Genomic DNA, 19,413 nt, shown 5'->3' with positions numbered 1-19,413 from the left:
CAGTTGGGGTCATAGGTGGCGTGAGCGGCACGAGAGTCGCGGCAAGAAAATGGCGATGACGATCCACCTCGTCACGTCGTCATGGGAAACGCGGCGGCAAATTCGCATTCTCCTTCGAGCTGACGCGGTGACGCGTTCTGCCTGGGTATGTGCCCTTTAAATCGTTCAGCGGGATATCTCTTCAGGGCAGTCGCTGAACAGCGCTCTGGCGCTATCCCACGCGTTATCGGTGGATCCCTCGCCGGTCCGGACCATGCGAATTCCGGCCGATGACAGCTTTATTTCTACGTAGGGGGTCCGGGCGGCGCCGGGCGCGGTCGGTGTCGCGATGGCTCTATGCACCTAACCAAGCGCTTGCTACGCTCCGCTCATGCTGTCCACGATCGTCTGGGGCACCGGCAATGTCGGCCGTGCGGCCATCCGTGCCGTCGAGGCTCATCCGGCACTGACACTCGCGGCCGTACTCGTCCACGATCCCGGCAAGGTCGGCCGCGACGCGGGCGCGCTCGCCCGGCTCGACCATGATCTGGGGGTCGCGGCGACCGACGACGTCGACGCGGTGCTGGCCGCCGGTCCCCGCGCCGTCGTCTACGCGGCGTCCGGCGACATCCGCCCCGACGAGGCGCTGGCCGACATCATCAGGGCGATCCGGGCCGGTGCCGTGGTCGTCACCCCCTCGTTGTACGCGCTCTATGACCAGCGCAACGCCCCGCCGGAGCTGCGGGAGCCGGTGCTGGCGGCCATCGCGGACGGCGGCGGCTCGCTGTTCGTCTCCGGCATCGACCCGGGCTGGGGCAACGACGTGCTGCCCCTGTTGATCAGCGGACTCGGCGGCACCGTGGACGTGATCCGCTGCCAAGAGATCTTCGACTACTCCACCTACGACCAGCCCGACTCGGTCCGGTACCTGGTCGGCATGGGCCAGCCGATGGACTACGAGCCGCCGATGATCGCGCCGACGGTCCCGACCATGGTGTGGGGCGGCCAGGTACGGCTGATGGCCAGAGCCCTCGGCGTCGAACTCGACGAGATCCGCGAGAGCCGCGACCGGCGCCCGCTCGACGCCACGGTACGTACGGAGACGATGGGCGAGTTCGACGCCGGCACCCAGGGCGCGGTGCGCTTCGAGGTGCAGGGCATCGTCGAGGGCGAGCCCCGCATCGTCATCGAGCACGTCACCCGCATCCATCCGTCCTGCGCGCCGGACTGGCCGACGCCGCCCGACGGCCACGCGGCGCACCGGGTGATCATCGAGGGCCGCCCGCGCATCGAGGTCACGATCGAGGCCACCGACGAGGGCGGCAACCGGGCAGCGGGCGGGAACGCCACCGCGGTCGGCCGGCTGGTGAGCGCCATCGACTGGCTCGTGGCGGCCGAACCCGGGCTCTACGACGCGCTCGACGTCCCACTGCGCCCCGCGATCGGCAAACTCGGGAGGAAACAGCCATGAACCTCGACATCCCCGAGGGAAAGGACGCGATCGAGTACGTCTGGGGTGAGATGGTGCCCGGCATCGGGACCGCCGCCTCGCACTTCTCCCTGTCGGTGTACGCCCACACGACCCTCGGGCTCCGCGAGTTCGAGGCGGCACGGCTGCGGATCGCGCAGATCAACGGGTGCGCCTTCTGCCTGGACTGGCGTACCGAGCGGGACGGGCAGAAGGTCGAGGAGGAGTTCGCCGACGCGGTGACCCAGTGGCGCACCACCGACGCCTTCGACGACCGCACCCGGCTCGCCGCCGAATACGCCGAACGCTACGCCCTTGACCACCACGGCCTCGACGACGAGTTCTGGACCCGGATGACCGCGCACTACAGCCAGCTCGAGATCGTCGAGCTGAGCATGAGCATCGGGTCCTGGCTGGCCTTCGGGCGGCTCAACCACGTACTGGGCCTCGACACCGTGTGCCGGCTGCCCAGCGGCCGTTCACCCGCTTCCCGGCGGACACGCTAGATCTTCTCCAGGCTTTCTCCAGGCGCGAGCTGCAGCAAGAACCTGTTCTCATCCCACCGAGAGTAAGGACCATCGGATGAGTGACAACACCCCGGGCGAGGCCGGTTCCAGAGGTGTCTCGCGTCGTGGATTCATCGCCGGAAGCGTGGGCGCCCTGGCCCTCGCGGCCCACCCCACCGCGGCCCAGGCCGCGGCTCCGGCGGCGGCCGGTCCGATCGGCAACGGGGCCCATGTCCAGGCCCTGGTGATCGGCACCGGGTATGGCGGCTCCGTGGCGGCACTGCGTCTCGCCCAGGCGGGTGTCGACGTACACATGATCGAGATGGGTATGGCCTGGGACACCCCCGGCTCCGACGGCAAGATCTTCTGCAGCACGCTCGCTCCGGACAACCGCTCCTACTGGTTACGTACCAGGACCAAGGCGCCACTCAACTACTTCCTCGGCTTCCCGATCGACCGGGACATCTCCCGCTACACCGGGGTCCTGGACGCCGAGGACTTCAGCGGCATCACCGTCTACCAGGGTCGCGGCGTCGGCGGCGGCTCGCTGGTCAACGGCGGCATGGCGGTCACCCCCAAGCGGGAGAACTTCGCCGCCATCCTCCCGTCGGTCAACGCCGACGAGATGTACAACACCTACTACCCGCGGGCCAACGCCGGTCTCGGGGTGGGCACCATCCGTTCCGCCTGGTTCGACTCCACCGACTGGTACCAGTTCGCCCGCGTCGGCCGTAAGCACGCCCAGCGGTCCGGCTTCCCGTTCGTCTTCGTACCCGACGTGTACGACTGGAACTACATGGAGCAGGAAGCAGCCGGAACCGCCACCAAGTCCGCCCTGGCCGGCGAAATCCTCTATGGCAACAACTACGGCAAGAAGTCACTCCAGAAGACCTATCTCGCCCAGGCCAAGGCCACCGGCCGGGTCACCATCTCGCCGCTGCACAAGGTCACCTCGGTCGCCCCGGCGGCCGGTGGCGGCTACACGGTCGTCATCCAGCAGATCAACACCACCGGTGACACCACGGCCACCAAGACCGTGACCGCGGACCGGGTGTTCTTCGCCGCCGGCAGCGTCGGCACCAGCAAGCTGCTGGTCAAGCTGAAGGCCACTGGCGCGCTGCCCAACCTCAACAGCGAGGTCGGCAACGGCTGGGGCGACAACGGCAACGTCATGTGCGGCCGCGCCAACCACCTGTGGGACCCGACCGGCGCCTCCCAGTCGACCATCCCCTGCGCCGGCATCGACAACTGGGCGGCCGGTGGCGCGTTCGCCGAGGTCGCGCCGCTGCCCACCGGGATCGAGACCTTCGCCTCGTTCTACCTGTCGATCACCAAGAACCCGAACCGCGCCCGCTTCTCCTGGAACGCCGCGACCGGCCAGGTCGATCTGAACTGGCAGACCGCCTGGAAACAGCCGGCCATCGACATGGCCAAGTCGATCTTCGACAAGATCAACAACAAGGAGGGGACGATCTACCGGACCGACCTCTTCGGCGTCTACAAGGTGTGGGGCGACCACCTCACGTACCACCCGCTCGGGGGCGCGGTCCTGAACAAGGCCACCGACAACTACGGACGACTGGCCGGGTATCCGGGCCTGTACGTCATCGACGGCTCGCTGATCCCCGGCAACACCAGCGTCAACCCGTTCGTCACCATCACGGCGCTCGCGGAACGGAACATCGAGAAGATCATCGCCACTGACCTGTAGCGAGTGAGTGAGCGGGCGGTCGGTCGATCGGTCGCTCTGGAAGGGGCTGCGGTCTGCCCGCCGCGGCCCCTTCCCACGCTGGGCCTCGCGACCTCGACGACGCCGAGTCGTACACGGACCGGATCCTCTGCACGGCCGGCGCCTACCTGGCCGTGACGAGGGACGGGCAGTGCCAGGCCCTGCTGTCCAGGGAGCGGGCCGTCAACAACCTGCTGCGGGCGGTACTACGGACAGACTGACGACGACGCGGCCCGCGCACGGGCCCGGACCGCATGCCGACCCCGCCGCCCCGCCGTCTGGTGATGTACAGGCGACGGCAGGGCTGGGGCGTCAGGTCGCGTTGGTGTTCTGCGCGGCCTGGTAGACGGCCATCGCCTCGTTCCCGAAGAAGGGGCCGAACATGAAGTCCGGGGCGAAGTTGTACTTGAAGCTGTTGACGGAGTTCAGCCAGCCGAGCCCGGTGGACTCGTTGAACCCCTGGAACCACGGGCCGCCGCTCGCCCCGCCGGTCATGTTGCAGCGCAGCCCCTGGTCCCGGGTCATGACGGTGTCGTTGAACGCGCGCCCACTGCAGTAGATGAGCCTGGAGCCGTCGAACGGCGGCGCCGCCGGGTAGCCGAAGGAGAACATCTGCCGCTGCCTCGGCTGGTTGAACGCCACCCCCTGCCCGCCCACGACGTCGGTCAACGTCCGTCCCTGCAGTGGCGCGACCACGACCGCCGCGATGTCGAAGTTGATGTCCTCGTTGGCGTTCCACTGCTGCGTGGTCAGCATCCTGGTGGCCACCCACGTGCCGAACGGCCGCCGCCCGTTGTCGAAGCCCGGGATGAACACCCAGTTGCGGTGGGCCGCACCGTCGATCTTCACGCAGTGCCCGGCGGTCATCACGACGCTCTCGTTGGCGCTGGTCACCGCCGTACCGGAGCAGGAGGCGTTGCCGCCTTCGGCGGTGGTGAAGAAGACGCGTCCGGTCGTACGTACGACGGCGCCGCCGTCCGTCCACCGGAGGCCGGGGCTGTTGGGCACCCGGGCTCCCTGCTGGGCGGTGGCGGCCGAGGCGGTCTGGACGCGCGTCGCGCCGCCGCTGGTCCACGGGCGCTGGGTGATGGTGGCCGAGGCGCCGCGGGTCGCCCACGGGGTTCCCTGGGTCGGCCCGCTCGACCGATTACCACGTCGCGGCGTGGGCGTATCCAGTGGCCGCGCCGCCAGTGTGCGCTGCTGCGTCCAGTACTGCAGGACGTTCCTGCGTTCCGCCGAGGAGTCCGTGGCGGACCACCTGACGGGCCTGGGGTCGAGGCCGGTCCCGCTCGTGGCCTGGGCGGCGCCCGCTGGGACCAGGGCGCCTGCCACGGTGAGCGCGACGGCGGAGAGCAGGGCGACTCTGCGGTGCATACATACCTCCCGAAACCGGAATCTGCCGTCAGGAGGTACGTATGGCAGCCGTCATCTTCCTCAAGTCATGCGCATTCGGGTATGGCAGCATTACGGGGCGATTGTGCGGTGATACTGCGGGTTATTTCGGCCATGCCGCGGAGGAGCCGGGTCAAGGCCTCCTGACGCCGTGCTTCACAATGTGATGCCATGGATCTCGCCGCCCCCGAGGCCGTATGGCAGGCGCCCACCGACGTCGAACGTGACCTGTACGCGGCCAAGACGCGCGGCGACTGGGCGGCGTACTTCGACGTCCTCGCCGGTACAGACCTGTATCACGCGATGTCGCGCGCTCAGGCCGACGCCAAGCCGGGCTGGCTTCACTACAACGCCGCATACTGGGGCCCTCAGCCGGGAAGCCCCCTGAGTCTCGCGTTCGTCACCGAGGGGATGCTTCCGGCGCCCGCGCCCGACCCGGTCTTCTTCGAGGTCGACCTGGGACAGCTGGTCCGGGACTGGCCCCGGGACGACGAGTGGCTGGCCATCAATCCGGGCACCCCGTGTGAGGCGTTCTTCCCCGCGACGGCCGCCCATCGGCAGACGTGGCGCTGGCATGCCGACCGGATCTCCAGCACGCGCCGCAATCAACTGCGCACACTGTGGGTCGGGGGCCCGCTGCACGGCAACGTCGCTCACGGCCTGGCCTGCGGGGCGCTGCTCTGCGTGAACAACGCCTCGCTCTGGAACGCGATGGGCTGGCACGGCACCGGCTACGTCCGTGAGCGGAGGCGCCTGGAGGAGTGGTGGGAGATCACCAGCCGGGAAGGGTGGCAGCATGCCCAGGAGGAGCTGCTCAAGGGCCGGATGAGCAGCTCGGTCTGGGGATTCGTGCTGGGGATACGCGGCACCCTCGCCCGTGACTTCGGTGGCGCGGTCGAGGTGGATCACTGGCGTCAGGTGACGTCACGGGTCATCCGGCGCCGCGCCGCGGAGAACGCGACCACCCCTGACTCCGAGACGGAGGCCGAGGTCGCCGGAGCGCAGCGGCTCATCGGACGGATCATCCGCTACGAGGCGCGATTCCGGGCGGACGGGCTGCTTCCCGAGGGCGGGTTCGTACGCACCGTGGAGGCGTGGGACTACGGGCGGGCGTCGAAGATGGCCCGCTGGGGGCTCGGCGCCCGCTACTGCGACCTGGCGGAGGCCGAAACGGCGGTCCTGCGCGCGGGCGCGGTCAGCCGGATCAGCTACCGCTCCTGGGAAGAGTTCTCCGCCGCCTACATCCTGGGCCGCTGCCTCCACTTCGACGAGGAGGAGTTCGGCGACTGGTACGGGGAAATGCTCAACGCCCACCGAATCCTGACGACCGACCCGAACAGCCCCTGGCTCAACATCCCCTTCAGACGATGAAGGCGACCTGACACCCCCCCCAAAAAAAAGCCGCTGGTCACCGAGCGCCGAGCGGACGGCCGCAGAGCCCGTCCGGTCGGCGCTCGGCGTTTTGACGCCTCCATGACATCACAGCAGGCCAAGCAAGGCACTTGCAATGACGCCATTGTGACGTCATAGTTGCGTCATGGACCTCGCGCCGTACGTAGATCACCTCCGCCGCGAACTCGCGGCCACCGCCCAAGCGGGCGACGACGACGCCCGCGCGACCGCCGAGCGTCTCGCCGCGGCGCTTGAGCCGGCCACCCGGCTCGCCCTGCTGGAGGCGCTCTCCGCCGCCGCGGACGAGATCACCCGCGATCTCGCGCCGGGCTCGGTGGAGGTCCGCCTGCGTGGCCGCGAGCCAGGCTTCATCGTGACGTCACCGCCCGTCGGCCAGTCGTTCGGGGAGGCGGGCGAGACCGGGCCGGTCAGGGCGGCCGATCCAGGTGTCCGAGCGGACGAGGGCGGGACCTCGCGGATCTCGCTCCGCGTCCCCGACCACCTCAAGCCGCGCATCGAGGAGGCGGCCGCCGGAGACGGCCTCTCGGTCAACACCTGGCTGGTCCGCGCGGTCTCCGCCGCGCTCGAACGTGACGGGAGCCGGCACCGGGGCGCCCAGACCGTTCGGAGCCACACCGGCTGGGTGCGCTAGCCGGGCCCACGACCACGCGTTCCGCTAAGCGGAACACCGCCGAATCCATGAGGGAAACGCCATGCCAACGTTCGACACCCCCGAGCCCATCGTGGCCATCATCGATCTGGCGACCGCCAACGTCCGGATCAACGCGAGCGATCGCACCGACACCGTCGTCGACGTGCGCCCGAGGGACGCGTCCAACGACGCCGACCGGCAGGCCGCCGAGCAGGCCCAGATCGAGTACGCCGGCGGCAGGCTCCTGGTGAAAGTGGGTAAGCCCCGGGCCGCGTCGCTGTCCGGGTGGAGCGGCTCGATCGACATGCTGGTCGAGTCGCCCAAGAACTGGGCCCGTTCGCTGCTCGGATGGGACGGTTCCGTCGACGTGACGATCGACCTGCCGGCCGGCTCGCGCGTCGACGCGAACGGGACGGCGGACTTCCGCTGCAGAGGCCGACTCGGCGACGTGAAGTTCACCGCCTCCTACGGCGACATCAGGCTGGAGCGGGCGGGCCGGCTGCAGCTGAAGACCGGCTCCGGCGACATCTCGGTGACCCGGTCGGTCGGGCACGCCGACATCTCCAGCGCCAACGGCACCATCCGGGTCGGCGAGATCGACGGCACGGCGGTGGTCAAGACCTCCAACGGTGACCTCGTCCTCGGCGCGGTGACCGGCGAGCTGCGCCTGAACACCGCCTACGGCGACATCATCGTCGACCACGCCCTGGCCGGCGTCGCCGCCAAGACCGCCTACGGAAATGTGCGGATCGGCGAGGTGGTGTCCGGCGCGGTCGTCCTGGAGACCGCCGGCGGCCGGCTCGAACTCGGCATCCGGGAGGGCAGCGCCGCCTGGCTGGATGTGAGCTCCCAGTACGGCACCGTCGACGTCGACCTGGACGCCTGCGACGGCCCGGCACAGGCCGACAAGACCGTCGAGGTACGCGCCCACACCGCCTACGGCGACATCGTGATCCGCCGTTCATGACACAAAAAGTTCGTGCCACAAAACACCGAAGGAGATCTCATGCCCCCCGCGATCGTGGCCGAGGGTCTGGTCAAGAAATACGGCACCGTCACCGCCCTGGACGGCATCGACCTGTCGGTTCCAGAAGGCACGGTCTTCGGATTACTCGGCCCCAACGGCGCCGGCAAGACGACGACCGTGCGGATCCTGACCACCCTGCTGCGGCCGGACGCCGGACACGCCACCGTCGCCGGTCTCGACGTCGTCACCGACGCCCAGCGCCTGCGCTCCCGCATCGGGGCGTCCGGCCAGTACGCGGCGGTCGACGAGCACCTCACCGGCGCCGAGAACCTGGAGATGGTCGGCCGCCTCTACCACCTGGGCACCAAGCGCAGCAGGCAACGCGCCCGCGAGCTGCTGGAGCGCTTCGACCTGACCGACGCCGGCGACCGCCCGGTGCAGGGCTACTCCGGCGGCATGCGGCGCCGGCTCGACCTGGCCGGCGCGCTGGTGGCCGATCCGCCGGTGCTGTTCCTGGACGAGCCCACGACCGGCCTGGACCCCCGCGCCAGAGTGGGCCTGTGGGAGGTCATCTCCGAGCTGGTCGCGGGCGGCACGACCGTACTGCTCACCACCCAATATCTGGAGGAGGCCGACCGGCTCGCCGACCGGATCGCGGTGGTCGACCACGGGCGGGTGATCGCGCTCGGCACCGCAGACCAGCTGAAGGACCAGGTCGGCGGCGACCGGATCGAGCTGACGGTGAGCCACGCCGCCGATTTGGAGACCGTGCGCCGGGTCCTGGCGCCGCTGGCCGTCGCCGACGTCCGGACCGACCCCACCTCCCTGAGCATCACCATCCCCGTGGCGGGCGGCGCCGCCTCTCTCACCACCGCCCTGGGGCACCTGGCCGCCGAGCGCGTCACCGTACGCGACGCCGGGCTGCGGCGGCCGACCCTGGACGAGGTTTTCCTCAGCCTCACCGGCCACCAGGCCGCCATCGACGACACCAAGGAGACGGTCCGATGAGCCCCCTTCAGATGGCGGTCGCCGACGGCATGACGATCAGCAAGCGCAACGCGCTCAAGATCAGGCGAGCTCCCGACCTGCTGGGCGGCGTGATCATCCTCCCGGTCGTGTTCGTGCTGCTGTTCGTGTACGTGTTCGGCAGCATGATCGACCTGCCCGGCATCTCGTACCCGGAGTATCTGCTCCCGGGGATCTTCGTCCAGACGATCGTCACCAGCGCGCAGATCACCGGCTACACGCTCACCCAGGACCTGCAGAAGGGCATCTTCGACCGGTTCCGCACGCTGCCGATGGCGCCGTCGGCAGTGCTGGTCGGGCAGACGCTCTGCGACATGCTCATGAACATCACGAGCATCGCCACGATGGCGCTGGTGGGACTTCTGGTCGGCTGGCGCGTGCACTCCTCGCCGCTCGAGGCTCTCGCGGGGTTCCTGCTGCTGCTGTTCTTCGCCTACGCCTTCTCGTGGGTGACGGCGACGATCGCGCTGGCCCTGCGTACGCCGGAGGTGTTCAACAACATCGCCACCCTCGTGTCGTTCCCGCTGGTCTTCCTGTCCAACGTCTTCGTCGACAGCTCCCGGCTGCCCGGCCCGCTCAAGCCCGTCGCCGAATGGAACCCGGTCTCCACGTTCGTCCAGGCGGCGCGCGAACTGTTCGGCAACACCACCGCCCTCAGGCCGGTGCCCGACGCGTGGCCGCTCCAGCACGCGGTGGCGGTGTCGGTGGGCTGGTGCGTGCTGATCCTGGCGGTGTTCGTCCCGCTGGCCACGCGCCTGTACAAGAGAGCGGTCTCCCAATGAACCTCCCCGCGGGACGGTACGACGACTTCGAGCGCGACCGGATCGTTCAGCGCGTCCAGCAGGCGTACGCCGACGGCCGCCTCGGCTTCGCCGAGATGGAGGAGCGGGTCGAACGGGCTCTCACCGCCGTGACCCAGGGCGATCTGGCGCGGGCTGTCGCGGACCTGCCCGACCCTCCCGAGGAGGAGGTGGTCCTGCTGAGGTCCACCGGCGGGCGCGTCAGACGGTCGGGCGACTGGCAGGTCCCGCGCGTGCTGCGGGTGGAGTCCGAGTACGGCGGTGTGCACCTCGATCTGTCGGGGGCCGTCATCGACCATCGCGAGATCGGGATCGAGCTCCGGCTCGCGTACGGCTCCGCGGTGATCATCCTGCCGGCCGGCGCGACGGCGAACGTCGACCAGGCGCGGACCGAGTGGGGGCGGGTGATCTGCAAGGCGCCCGGTCGTCCGCGTCCGGGACGGCTGCACGTCCAGATCGCCGGGGAGCTCGCCTACGGTCATCTGCGGGTCCGCCACCCGCGCGGCCTGGTCAGATAGGCGTGTCCGACGGACCTGGAAGAGCCGCCGGGCTCGGCTCAGACAGGCGAGTCCGACTGGTCGGCCGGGAACGCCGTGAGGCCCCGGAGCTCCTTGCGCGACAGCAGGCCGAGCTTGCGCAGCGAGCTGGAGACGTGGCTCTCCACGGTCCGCCTGGACAGGAACAGCTCGGTCGCGATCTCCTGGTTGGTCTTCCCCGCCGCCGCCAGCAGCGCCACCTCCCGCTCCCGTGACGACAGCGTCTGCCCATGAGAGGGCCGCCCGCCGCGCCACGGATAGGGGATGGGCACCCCGTTCTGCCGCATGATCCGGCAGATGCGGGCGATGTCCCGGTCCGCGCCCATCGCCCCGTACCGTCGCAGCGCGCTTTCGAGCAGGTCGCCACCGTCGGCCGCGCCACGTTCGCAGCGCCACCTGCCCAGGCGCTCGCCGGCCAGTGCCTCCTCGTAGCGGAGCCCGGCCTCCCGCAGCGTGGTGCGCGCCGCGTCGATCAGCCGCTCGGCCGTCAGCCGATCCGCCCGGGAGCGGGCGATGACGGCCCGGGCGCTCAGCGCGGCGGCCTGCGCGATCGGCGCGTCGGCGCCGTCGATCGCGGCGCTCAGCTCGTCGACCAGCGCGGCGGCCTCGCCCGCCTTCCCGAGGGTGTCCAGGGCGTCCACGAGGCACAGTACGGTCTCCGCGCCCCAGACCCAGTTCCCCTTGGCCCGCACCTGGTCGAGCCCGGCGTTGGCCTGCTCGACGGCGCCCACCGCGTCGTCGAGGGTCAGCAGGAGCCGGGACAGCGTCATGCGGGCGGAGATGAGCGGCCAGACGGCGCCGACCCGTTCGGCGATCGCGATCACCTCGCCCAGGCCCGTCACGGCCTCCTCGGCCGGGCCCCTCGCCGCCAGCAGCGCGCCCCGCATCAGCCGCGAGTCCAGGGACCCGGCGGCGAACGTGGCCGACGCGCCCTCCAGCGGACGCAGGCGGTGTTCCAGCCCCTCCCACCGTCCGGCGGCTCGGTCGACGGCGGCCGTCACCAGCTCGACGACGTCCGCCACCCGGAGATATTCGGCCTGGTCGGCGGCCTGACGGCCCTCGGCCAGCAGGCCCTGCGCGCGTTCGAGCCGGCCGATGTGCAGGGCGCCCTGCGCCCAGTTGAGGCAGGCGCGGGCGTGCTCTTTGGGCGCCGACCGCAGACCGTCGTCGCGCAGCAGGTCATCGATCAGCCGCCAGCTTCCCGGGTCGCCCTGTTCCAGAAGAAGCGACGCCCGCGCGATGCGTACCGCGATGTCGACGTCCCGGTCGCCGCTGCGACGCGAGGCCTCCTCGGCCTGCTCGCAGCGCGCGGTGTGCTCGCTGACGTGCCGGTTCACCACGGTCTCCGGTACGGCGAGCACGGCGAGCGCGCGGCCGAGGAGCGCGGGCCGCTCCGCGAGGTCGTCGATCGCGCCCTCGATCTGCAGGTAGCCCGCCCGCGCCTCACCCTGCTGACGCAGCAGGCGGCCGAGGGCGAAGCGCAGCTCGCCACGCAGCGGAGCGGGGAGCGGCTCGGTGGCCAGCAGGCGTTCGAGTATCGGTACGGCCTGGGTGTGCGCCAGCCCGTCGACCGCCACCCGGCCGAGCTTGACGGCCAACCGCACGCGCAGCTCACGGGGTAGCTCGCCGATCTCCAGCGCCTGGAGCAGGAACCGCGCCGCCGTGGCGTCGTTGCCGTGGGACAGGGCGGTGTCGGCGGCGGCCTCGGCGTTGCCGACGAACTCCGTCGTCCGGCCCGCGAGCCGGAAATGGTGGGCGAGCCTGGCCACCGGTCGGGGACCGGCCACCGACTCCAGGGCCCGCGCGGTCCTGAGATGCAGCCACCGCCGGCCGGACACGGCTACGGACTCGTACACGATCTGCCGCGCCAGGGCGTGCCGGAACCGGCAGCGGCCGTCCTCCTCGTGCAGGAGTCCGACCGCCTGCGCCTGCCCGAGAGCACGGGCGATCTGCGCCGGGCCGCGCTCCGTGACCTCCGCGAGCACCCGGTCATCGGGCGTCATGCCGATGACCGCGGCGGCGCCGAGGATCTCCTGCGCCGCGTCGTCGAGCGAGGACAGCCGTCGCAGCACCACGTCGCGCAACACCGTCGGAACGGCGAGCTCGGCCAGGACGTCCGACCGGCCGGGGATCTCGCTCGCGGGCAGGCGCTCCAGGAGGGTACGGAGCACCTCCTCCACCACGAACGGGATGCCGCCCGTCTTCTCGTACAAGAGGGCGGCGAAGGTGGGCGGCAGCTCGGCCATCAGGATGCTCCGCGCCAGCTCGGCCACCTCGGGCCTGCTCAGCGGGGTGAGGCTGACCGACCGCGCCGGCCCCGACGGCGCGCGGGCGAAGGCCTCCCGGATCGGGAGCAGCCCCGCCTCCGTACGGACCGTGAGGATCACCGACAGGTGCCTCGGCTGGTGGGCGGCGAGGAAGGCCAGGAAGTCGTGGGTGCCGCTGTCGGCCCAGTGCACGTCCTCCAGGACCAGCACCAGCGGGCTCAGATGGTCGAGCAGGGCCACGGCCGCCCGGAACACCCGGTGTCGCTCCGCCCGCTGGTCGGGCAGCGGGGGCAGGGGCGGTGGCAGGTGTGCGGCGATCTCGGGGAGCAGCGGCGCGAGCGCCCCGATGACGGGGTTGACCGGGCGGGACCGGGCGAGCTCGGCCCCGGCCAGGCGGAAGGCGTCGAGCAGGGGGGACAGCGGCAGGGGCTCCTGAAGCTGCTCGCACTGGCCCACGAGCCGGCGGATCCCGGCCAGGCCGGGTGTGGCCAGCAACTCGCTCACCAGCCGGCTCTTGCCGATGCCCGCCTCGCCTTCGATCAGGGCGAGGGAGGGCGGAGCGGTGATGACCGTGCGCAGGAGCGCGAGCTCCGCCTGGCGGCCGACGAGCACGTCGGACAGGGAGCCCGAGGGGGCGATGCGGGCCGGTCCCAAGGGCATGTGGCGAACCCCCTACCTGCTGGTATCAGCATGAGCAGGCTACCGGATCTTAAACCCGCGGTAAGTAGCGGCCAAAAATCCGTATACGGTACGGATGCTCCATCCGGCCGGCTCTCAATAGCCTCGGCGATCGTCCGCGTGATCCGCGGCGATGCACTGAGGGGCGACGATGGATCTGTCCACATCTCCTGGACGCACTACCAGCAGGCGCCGCCGGCTGGTGGCGGCCATGGCATTAGCCGGATTGACGCTGACCGGAGCGGCCTGGCCCGGTCCGGTGACCGCGGAAGCCGAACCGGAACAGCAGAAGACCTACATCGTGCAGATGGCCGCCGACCCCGTCGTGACGTACGAGGGCGACGTGGCCGGGCTGTCCGAGACCAAGCCGCAGCGGGGCGAGAAGATCGATCCCCGCTCCACCGAGGTGACCAGGTACGTCGACCACCTGCGCGGCCGGCACGACGCCGCGCTCAAGAAGGTCGGCGGTGAGAAGGTCTACGAGTACGCCTACTCCTACGGCGGTTTCGCCGCCCGCCTGACCGCGTCCCAGGCGTCCCAGCTGCGCGCGATGTCCGACGTCGTGACCGTGGTCGAGGACAAGAAGGTGTCGGTGCAGACGTCCTCGACGCCGTCCTTCCTGGGGCTGGACGCGCGCGGCGGACTCTGGGACCAGCTGGGCGGCCCCACCGGTAAGCGCCCGGGCAAGGGCGCCGGCGAGGGCCTGGTCATCGGCGTGATCGACAGCGGCATCTGGCCGGCCAGCAAGAGCTTCGACGGCCGCGACGCGGACGGGAAGCCGTACGGCCCGGTTCGCGGATTCCACGGCACGTGTACGACGGGGAGCCCGGACGACTCCTGGAACAGCGGGATGTGCAACGGCAAGCTGATCGCCGCCAAGCACTTCGACGCCGGGTGGGGTGGTGACGCGGGAATCAAGGAGCAGCTCCCGTGGGAGTTCCTGTCGCCGCGCGACTACAACGGGCACGGCACGCACACCTCCTCCACCTCGGGCGGCAACTACGGCGTGCCGGCGACCGGGGCGGCCGCGGCGTTCGGCAAGATCAGCGGCATCGCGCCGCGGGCCCGGATCGCCGCCTACAAGGCGCTCTGGTCGACGCAGGACGCCTCGACGGCCAACGGCTACTACTCGGACCTGGTCGCCGCCATCGACCAGGCGGTGGCGGACGGTGTCGACGTCATCAACTACTCGGTCTCGGGTACGCAGTCGGACTTCCTCGACCCGGCGGAGATGGCGTTCCTGTCCGCCGCGGAGGCGGGCGTCTTCGTCGCCGCCGCGGGCGGCAACAGCGGCCCGGCCGCCGCCACCGTGGCGCACCCGTCTCCCTGGGTGACCACGGTCGCGGCCGGTACGCACAACCGCGGCACGCAGGGGTCGGCGACGCTCGGCAACGGCACCACTTACAGCGGCGCCTCGCTGGCCGCCACCAAGGTCGGGCCCGCGCCGCTCGTGGACGCCACGGCGGCGGGGCTGCCCGGCGCCGATCCGACACGGCTGGCGCAGTGCTACGCCGCCAGGGACAACGACGGCAAGGCGGTGCTCGACCCGGCCAAGGTGAAAGGCAAGATCGTCGTCTGCGACCGCGGCGAGACGCCCCGCGTCAACAAGAGCGTGGCCGTCGCCGAGGCGGGCGGCGTCGGCATGATCCTCACCAACACCGACGAGAACTCGCTCAACGCCGACCTCCACTCCCTGCCCACGGTGCACCTGGCCGTCAAGGACAGGCAGGCGGTCAAGGACTACGCCGCCGCCGACGGCGCGACGGCGACGATCGACCAGGCCAAGATCAACAACAACACGCCGGCTCCGTACGTCGCGGAGTTCTCCTCGCGCGGCCCGCTGTACGCCGCGGGCGGCGACCTGCTGAAGCCGGATGTGATCGCTCCGGGGCAGGACATCCTCGCGGCGTTCGCGCCGCCGGGCGCCAACGGGGCCGAGTTCAACATCTCCAGCGGCACCTCGATGGCGGCCCCGCACGTCGCCGGGCTCGCCGCGCTGCTGAAGGACCTGCACCCGGACTGGTCGCCGATGGCGATCAAGTCGGCGCTGATGACGAGCGGCTCCGACATCCTCGACGGGCCCGGCACCGACCCGTCGGTGATCTTCAGCCAGGGTGCCGGCCACGTCACCCCGAACAGCGCCGCCGACCCCGGCCTGGTCTACGACAGCGGCATCAAGGACTGGATCGCGTTCCTGTGCGCCACGACCAAGGGCGTGTCGGACCAGGTCTGCGACGCGCTGGCCCAGAAGGGCTACTCGCTCAAGGCGCGTGAGCTGAACGTGCCCTCGATCTCGCTCGGCCGGATGGCCGGCACCCAGACGGTGACCCGCAAGGTCACCAACGTCGGCCGCTCGACCGCCACGTACACCGCCTCCACCGCCGGCCTGAAGGGGATCACGGCCAAGGTCACGCCGAGCCGGATCACGCTGCGGGCGGGGCAGACGAAGTCGTTCGCGGTCTCCTTCACCCGCACTACCGCCCCGATGAACAGCTACCAGGGCGGGCGGCTCATCTGGAAGGACGGCCGCCACACCGTACGCGTCCCGGTCATCCTGCGTCCGGTGCCCGAGACATGGGCGGCCACCCACGGAGTCACGGGCGGGCAGGACTCCGCCGAGTTCATCGCCCTGGACCCCAAGGGCAAGCGGGTCTACGTGACCGGCGCGAGCTTCGGGTCCTCGCCCGGCATGCTCAGCCCGCGGATCGAGACCGTCGCCTACGACGCGGCGACCGGCGCCGAGCTGTGGAGCAAGGGCTACACGGGCCCCGCGGGGAACTATGACGAACCGCACGCGCTCGAGGTGAGCCCCGACGGGAGCAAGCTCTTCGTCACCGGCACGAGCGCCGGGAAGGAGACCGGCAACGACGCGGTCACGATCGCGTACGACACCGCCACCGGCCAGGAGCGCTGGATCGCCCGGCACACCGGGCCGGCGGGTCTGTCGGACTTCGCCAACGCGCTGACGATCGGGCCCGACGGGAAGAGCGTCTACGTCACCGGGATGTCCACGCTGGCCGAGGGCGGCAAGGACGACTTCTTCACGGTCGCCTACAACGCCGACAGCGGTGAGCGTACATGGCTCGCGTACTACGACGGGCCCGGAGCGGCCACCGACGACGCCAGGGCGATCAAGGTGACGCCGGACGGGTCCAAGCTCGTCGTCACCGGCCAGAGCCAGGGCGAGCCCGGCACCGGCCTGTCCGACTGGGGCACGGTCGCCTACGACGCCCGCACCGGCGAGCAGCTCTGGACGGCCCGGCACAACGGTCCGTCGAACAGCATCGACATCCCCGTCGGCATGTCGGTCGCCCAGGACGGTAAGTCGGTCTTCATCACCGGAGCCAGCGAAGCCCCCGGCACGCAGACGGACATGACCACGATCGCCTACGACACCACCTCAGGAAAGGAGATCTGGGCGGACCGCTACGACGGCGCCGCGCACGGCAGCGACAACCCGCACGACATCACCCTGGCGCCCGGCGGCGGCAAGCTGTACGTCACCGGCAACACCGAGGGCGAGGGGACGCGGTCGGACTACACCACGATCGCCTACGACCCCGCCACAGGTAAGCGGTCCTGGGTCCAGCGCTACGACGGCCAGGCGAAGGGCGACGACGTCGCCTGGGACGTCGCCGTGACGCCGGACGGCGGCAAGGTCGTCGTCACCGGTCAGAGCACGGACGACGAGGCCAGGGGCGGAGACTACGTGACGATCGCCTACGACGCCGCGACCGGCGGGCAGACCTGGACGGGCCACTACGACGGCGCGGCCGGCGCCTCGGACAACGCGCACGCGCTCGCCGTGGACGCGGCCGGCGGTGCCGGGGTCCGGATCTTCGTGACTGGGTCGAGCGCGACAGGCGGGAACCCGCCCGACGCGCTGGAGATCGACTTCGCGACGGTGGCCTACTTCGAGCCCTGGAAGAAGCCCTGATCCTGGAGTGAATCGCGCGCCTCCGGCTCCCACCGGGGGCGCGCGAGGCGCGTCAGGGCTTCGGCGAGGGTACGGTCGAGCTCGCTCTCCTCGGCTCGGGCACGCTCGCGGGCGTACTCCCGCATCAGGTCGTGGAAGGTGTAACGGCCCGGCTCACTCTCCTCGATGAGGTGCGCGGCGGCGAGCCGGCACAGCAGGAGGTCGGTCTCGTCCGGGGGCGCACCGGAGAGCGCGGCGGCGGTCTCGGCGGTGAACGTCGGCCCGGGGATGAGGCCGAGCAGCCGGAACAGGCGCTGTGACGGCGGGTCCAGACGACGATAGGACAGGTCGAACGCCCCGCGCACCGCCGCGTGCGGATCCCCGCTGACCGCCAGCGAGGACAGCCGGGTCCCGGCGAGCCGGCGCACCTGGCCGGCGATGCCCCCGGCGGGTCGGCCGAGGACGCCGGCCGCCGCGACGCGCAGCGCCAGTGGCAGGTAGCCGCAGGCCCTGGCCAGCTCACGGGCGGCGTCCCGCTCGGCCGCCAGGCGCTCGTCGCCGAGGAGCCGGCCGACCAGGGTGCCCGCCTCGTCCGGGGCCAGCATGCCGAGCGGAACGGGGATCACGCCGTCCCGGGCGACGAGGCCGGTCAGCCGGTCCCGGCTGGTGATCACGGTGGCGCAGCGCCGGCCGCCGGGCAGGAGCGGACGGACCTGCTCCTCGCTGCCGGCGTCGTCAAGGATCACCAGGACCCTCCTGTCGGCGAGCAGGCTGCGATAGGCGGCGCTGGCCTCCTCCTCCGCGTGCGGCACCCGTTCGGCGGGCACGCCGAGCCCGCGCAGGAACTGCCCGAGCGCCTCGATCGGGCGCAGCGGACGCTCCGGCGAGTGGCCGCGCAGGTTGACGTAGAGCTGGCCGTCCGGGAACAGCGAGCGCATCCGGTGCCCCCAGTGGACGGCCAGCGCCGTCTTCCCCACCCCGCCCGTGCCCGTGACCATGGAGATCGCCGCCGTGTCGCCGCCGGTCGCGGCCGAGTCCAGGAGACGGAGCTCGGCCGCCCGCCCGGTGAACTGCCCCGGCTCCGGCGGCAGTTGCGCCGGCATCGCCGACGCGTCCCACGTCTCGCCCTCGTTGAGAGCGACCCCGTTGAGAGCGGACCCGTTGAGAGCCGAAAGGTCGGGTGACCTGATGGTGGAGACCTTCCCCCGGAGGATCCGCTGGCGCAGTTGCCGCAGCTCGGGACTGGGGTCCAGACCCAGCTCCTCGATGAGGCGGCGGCGGGTGCGTTCGTAGCGCTCCAGCGCGTCCACCCGCCGGCCCGCCCGGTACAGCGCCAGCATGAGCAAGCCGACCAGGCCCTCCCGGAACGGGTTCTCCGCGACGAGCGCGATCAGCTCGGGGACCAGCCCGGCGTGCCGGCCCGCCCGCGTCTCGGCGTTCAGGCATTCCTCGGTGACCGCGAGCCGTTCCTCGACCAGGGCGTCGCGCAGCAGGTCCAGCAGCCCTCCGCCGGAGACGCCGCTCAAGGGCTCGCCCCGCCACAGCGCCAGCGCGCGTCTCAGCCCGGCGGCCCGTGCCTCGGCGGACTCCATCGTCCGCGCGCGGGCGACCGCGTTCCTGAACTCGTGTACGTCCACCTGCTCAGCGGCGAGCCTGAGCAGGTAACCCTGCGAGTAGTACGCGATCGTGACGTTGGCTCTGGCCAGGGCGGGCCGCAGCCGCGAGACGTAGCCCTGCACCATGCCCCGGGCGCCCGTGGGGGCCCGCTCTCCCCACAGCCCTTCGATCAATCGTTCGACCGACACGGTCCGGCCCGCCTCCAGCGCCAGCAAGGCCAGCACCGCCCGCTGCCGGGGTGGTCCGAGTAAGACCTCCTGATGTCCGTGCCACGCTCGCACCGCTCCCAGCAGTCCGATCTTCAGCGCTTGGCCGAGGCCCTGCAGTTCTAATCCGTCTGGCATATCGCTCCCCGTCTGGCACGTCGTGGTTACAGGCCGCCATACGAAAGACACGAGACGCAGTCCAGTAGAAATCCTTCCGGAATCAAGCCCCCCTGCAGCGCCGTGCGGCACTCTGAACGCGTTCTCCGGGGTGCATTCGACGTC

13 protein-coding genes are annotated in these 19,413 nt (G+C 70.9%); 10 read left to right on the top strand and 3 right to left on the bottom strand.

The genetic code is table 11. The annotated features are described in order from the left end of the window. Nucleotides 1-370 precede the first annotated feature (370 nt). From ACGFJ2_RS17790 to ACGFJ2_RS17780, 3 genes are all read left to right on the top strand, one after another. Nucleotides 371-1,450 (top strand): dihydrodipicolinate reductase, encoded by a 1,080-nt coding sequence (locus ACGFJ2_RS17790; RefSeq protein ID WP_393469378.1) that lies wholly within the window; start codon nucleotides 371-373, stop codon nucleotides 1,448-1,450. Continuing rightward, entirely contained in the window at nucleotides 1,447-1,953 is a 507-nt protein-coding gene (locus tag ACGFJ2_RS17785; protein WP_357952270.1) for a carboxymuconolactone decarboxylase family protein, read from the top strand. Before ACGFJ2_RS17790 ends, ACGFJ2_RS17785 begins: the two co-directional genes overlap by 4 nt. Nucleotides 1,954-2,029: 76 nt before the next feature. Next, on the top strand, nucleotides 2,030-3,664 hold the full coding sequence (locus ACGFJ2_RS17780; RefSeq protein ID WP_357952271.1) for a GMC oxidoreductase: 1,635 nt from the start codon (nucleotides 2,030-2,032) through the stop codon (nucleotides 3,662-3,664). Between the two features lie 330 nt (nucleotides 3,665-3,994). Here the strand turns inward: ACGFJ2_RS17780 and ACGFJ2_RS17775 are convergent, their stop codons facing one another. Then, a complete protein-coding gene (locus ACGFJ2_RS17775; protein WP_393469374.1) occupies nucleotides 3,995-5,056 on the bottom strand; it encodes a trypsin-like serine peptidase in 1,062 nt (353 codons plus the stop codon). 189 nt (nucleotides 5,057-5,245) lie between these two features. Here ACGFJ2_RS17775 and ACGFJ2_RS17770 point away from each other — a divergent pair, with 189 nt between their 5' ends. The 6 genes from ACGFJ2_RS17770 (at nucleotide 5,246) to ACGFJ2_RS17745 (ending at nucleotide 10,429) form a co-directional block, all read left to right on the top strand. Continuing rightward, nucleotides 5,246-6,445 (top strand): DUF1266 domain-containing protein, encoded by a 1,200-nt coding sequence (locus tag ACGFJ2_RS17770; RefSeq protein ID WP_393469371.1) that lies wholly within the window; start codon nucleotides 5,246-5,248, stop codon nucleotides 6,443-6,445. A 166-nt stretch (nucleotides 6,446-6,611) separates the two neighbouring features. Beyond that, entirely contained in the window at nucleotides 6,612-7,118 is a 507-nt protein-coding gene (locus ACGFJ2_RS17765; RefSeq protein WP_357952274.1) for a hypothetical protein, read from the top strand. 61 nt (nucleotides 7,119-7,179) lie between these two features. After that, nucleotides 7,180-8,085: a DUF4097 domain-containing protein gene (locus ACGFJ2_RS17760; RefSeq protein ID WP_393469368.1), complete on the top strand. Its 906-nt coding sequence runs from the start codon at nucleotides 7,180-7,182 to the stop codon at nucleotides 8,083-8,085. Between the two features lie 39 nt (nucleotides 8,086-8,124). Continuing rightward, nucleotides 8,125-9,093, top strand: coding sequence for an ATP-binding cassette domain-containing protein (locus tag ACGFJ2_RS17755; RefSeq protein WP_393469365.1), 969 nt, complete (start codon nucleotides 8,125-8,127; stop codon nucleotides 9,091-9,093). Further along, nucleotides 9,090-9,893: an ABC transporter permease gene (locus ACGFJ2_RS17750; protein WP_357952277.1), complete on the top strand. Its 804-nt coding sequence runs from the start codon at nucleotides 9,090-9,092 to the stop codon at nucleotides 9,891-9,893. The genes ACGFJ2_RS17755 and ACGFJ2_RS17750 overlap by 4 nt, the downstream gene beginning before the upstream one ends. After that, on the top strand, nucleotides 9,890-10,429 hold the full coding sequence (locus tag ACGFJ2_RS17745; protein ID WP_393469362.1) for a DUF1707 domain-containing protein: 540 nt from the start codon (nucleotides 9,890-9,892) through the stop codon (nucleotides 10,427-10,429). The genes ACGFJ2_RS17750 and ACGFJ2_RS17745 overlap by 4 nt, the downstream gene beginning before the upstream one ends. A 38-nt stretch (nucleotides 10,430-10,467) precedes the next feature. Here the strand turns inward: ACGFJ2_RS17745 and ACGFJ2_RS17740 are convergent, their stop codons facing one another. Further along, nucleotides 10,468-13,374, bottom strand: a complete 2,907-nt coding sequence (locus ACGFJ2_RS17740) for an AAA family ATPase (protein ID WP_393469359.1) — start codon at nucleotides 13,372-13,374, stop codon at nucleotides 10,468-10,470. Nucleotides 13,375-13,543: 169 nt separating this feature from the next. Here ACGFJ2_RS17740 and ACGFJ2_RS17735 point away from each other — a divergent pair, with 169 nt between their 5' ends. Beyond that, on the top strand, nucleotides 13,544-17,329 hold the full coding sequence (locus tag ACGFJ2_RS17735; protein ID WP_393469357.1) for a S8 family serine peptidase: 3,786 nt from the start codon (nucleotides 13,544-13,546) through the stop codon (nucleotides 17,327-17,329). Here ACGFJ2_RS17735 and ACGFJ2_RS17730 read toward each other — a convergent pair. Beyond that, entirely contained in the window at nucleotides 17,302-19,269 is a 1,968-nt protein-coding gene (locus tag ACGFJ2_RS17730) for a BTAD domain-containing putative transcriptional regulator (RefSeq protein WP_393469354.1), read from the bottom strand. The genes ACGFJ2_RS17735 and ACGFJ2_RS17730 overlap by 28 nt on opposite strands. Nucleotides 19,270-19,413: the final 144 nt, after the last annotated feature.

Origin of the sequence: Nonomuraea sp. NPDC049028, assembly GCF_043197735.1 — a bacterium.
Lineage (GTDB): Bacteria > Actinomycetota > Actinomycetes > Streptosporangiales > Streptosporangiaceae > Nonomuraea.
The sequence above is the reverse complement of the archived record's forward strand: the minus strand, read 5'-3'. Positions and strand labels throughout refer to the sequence as shown.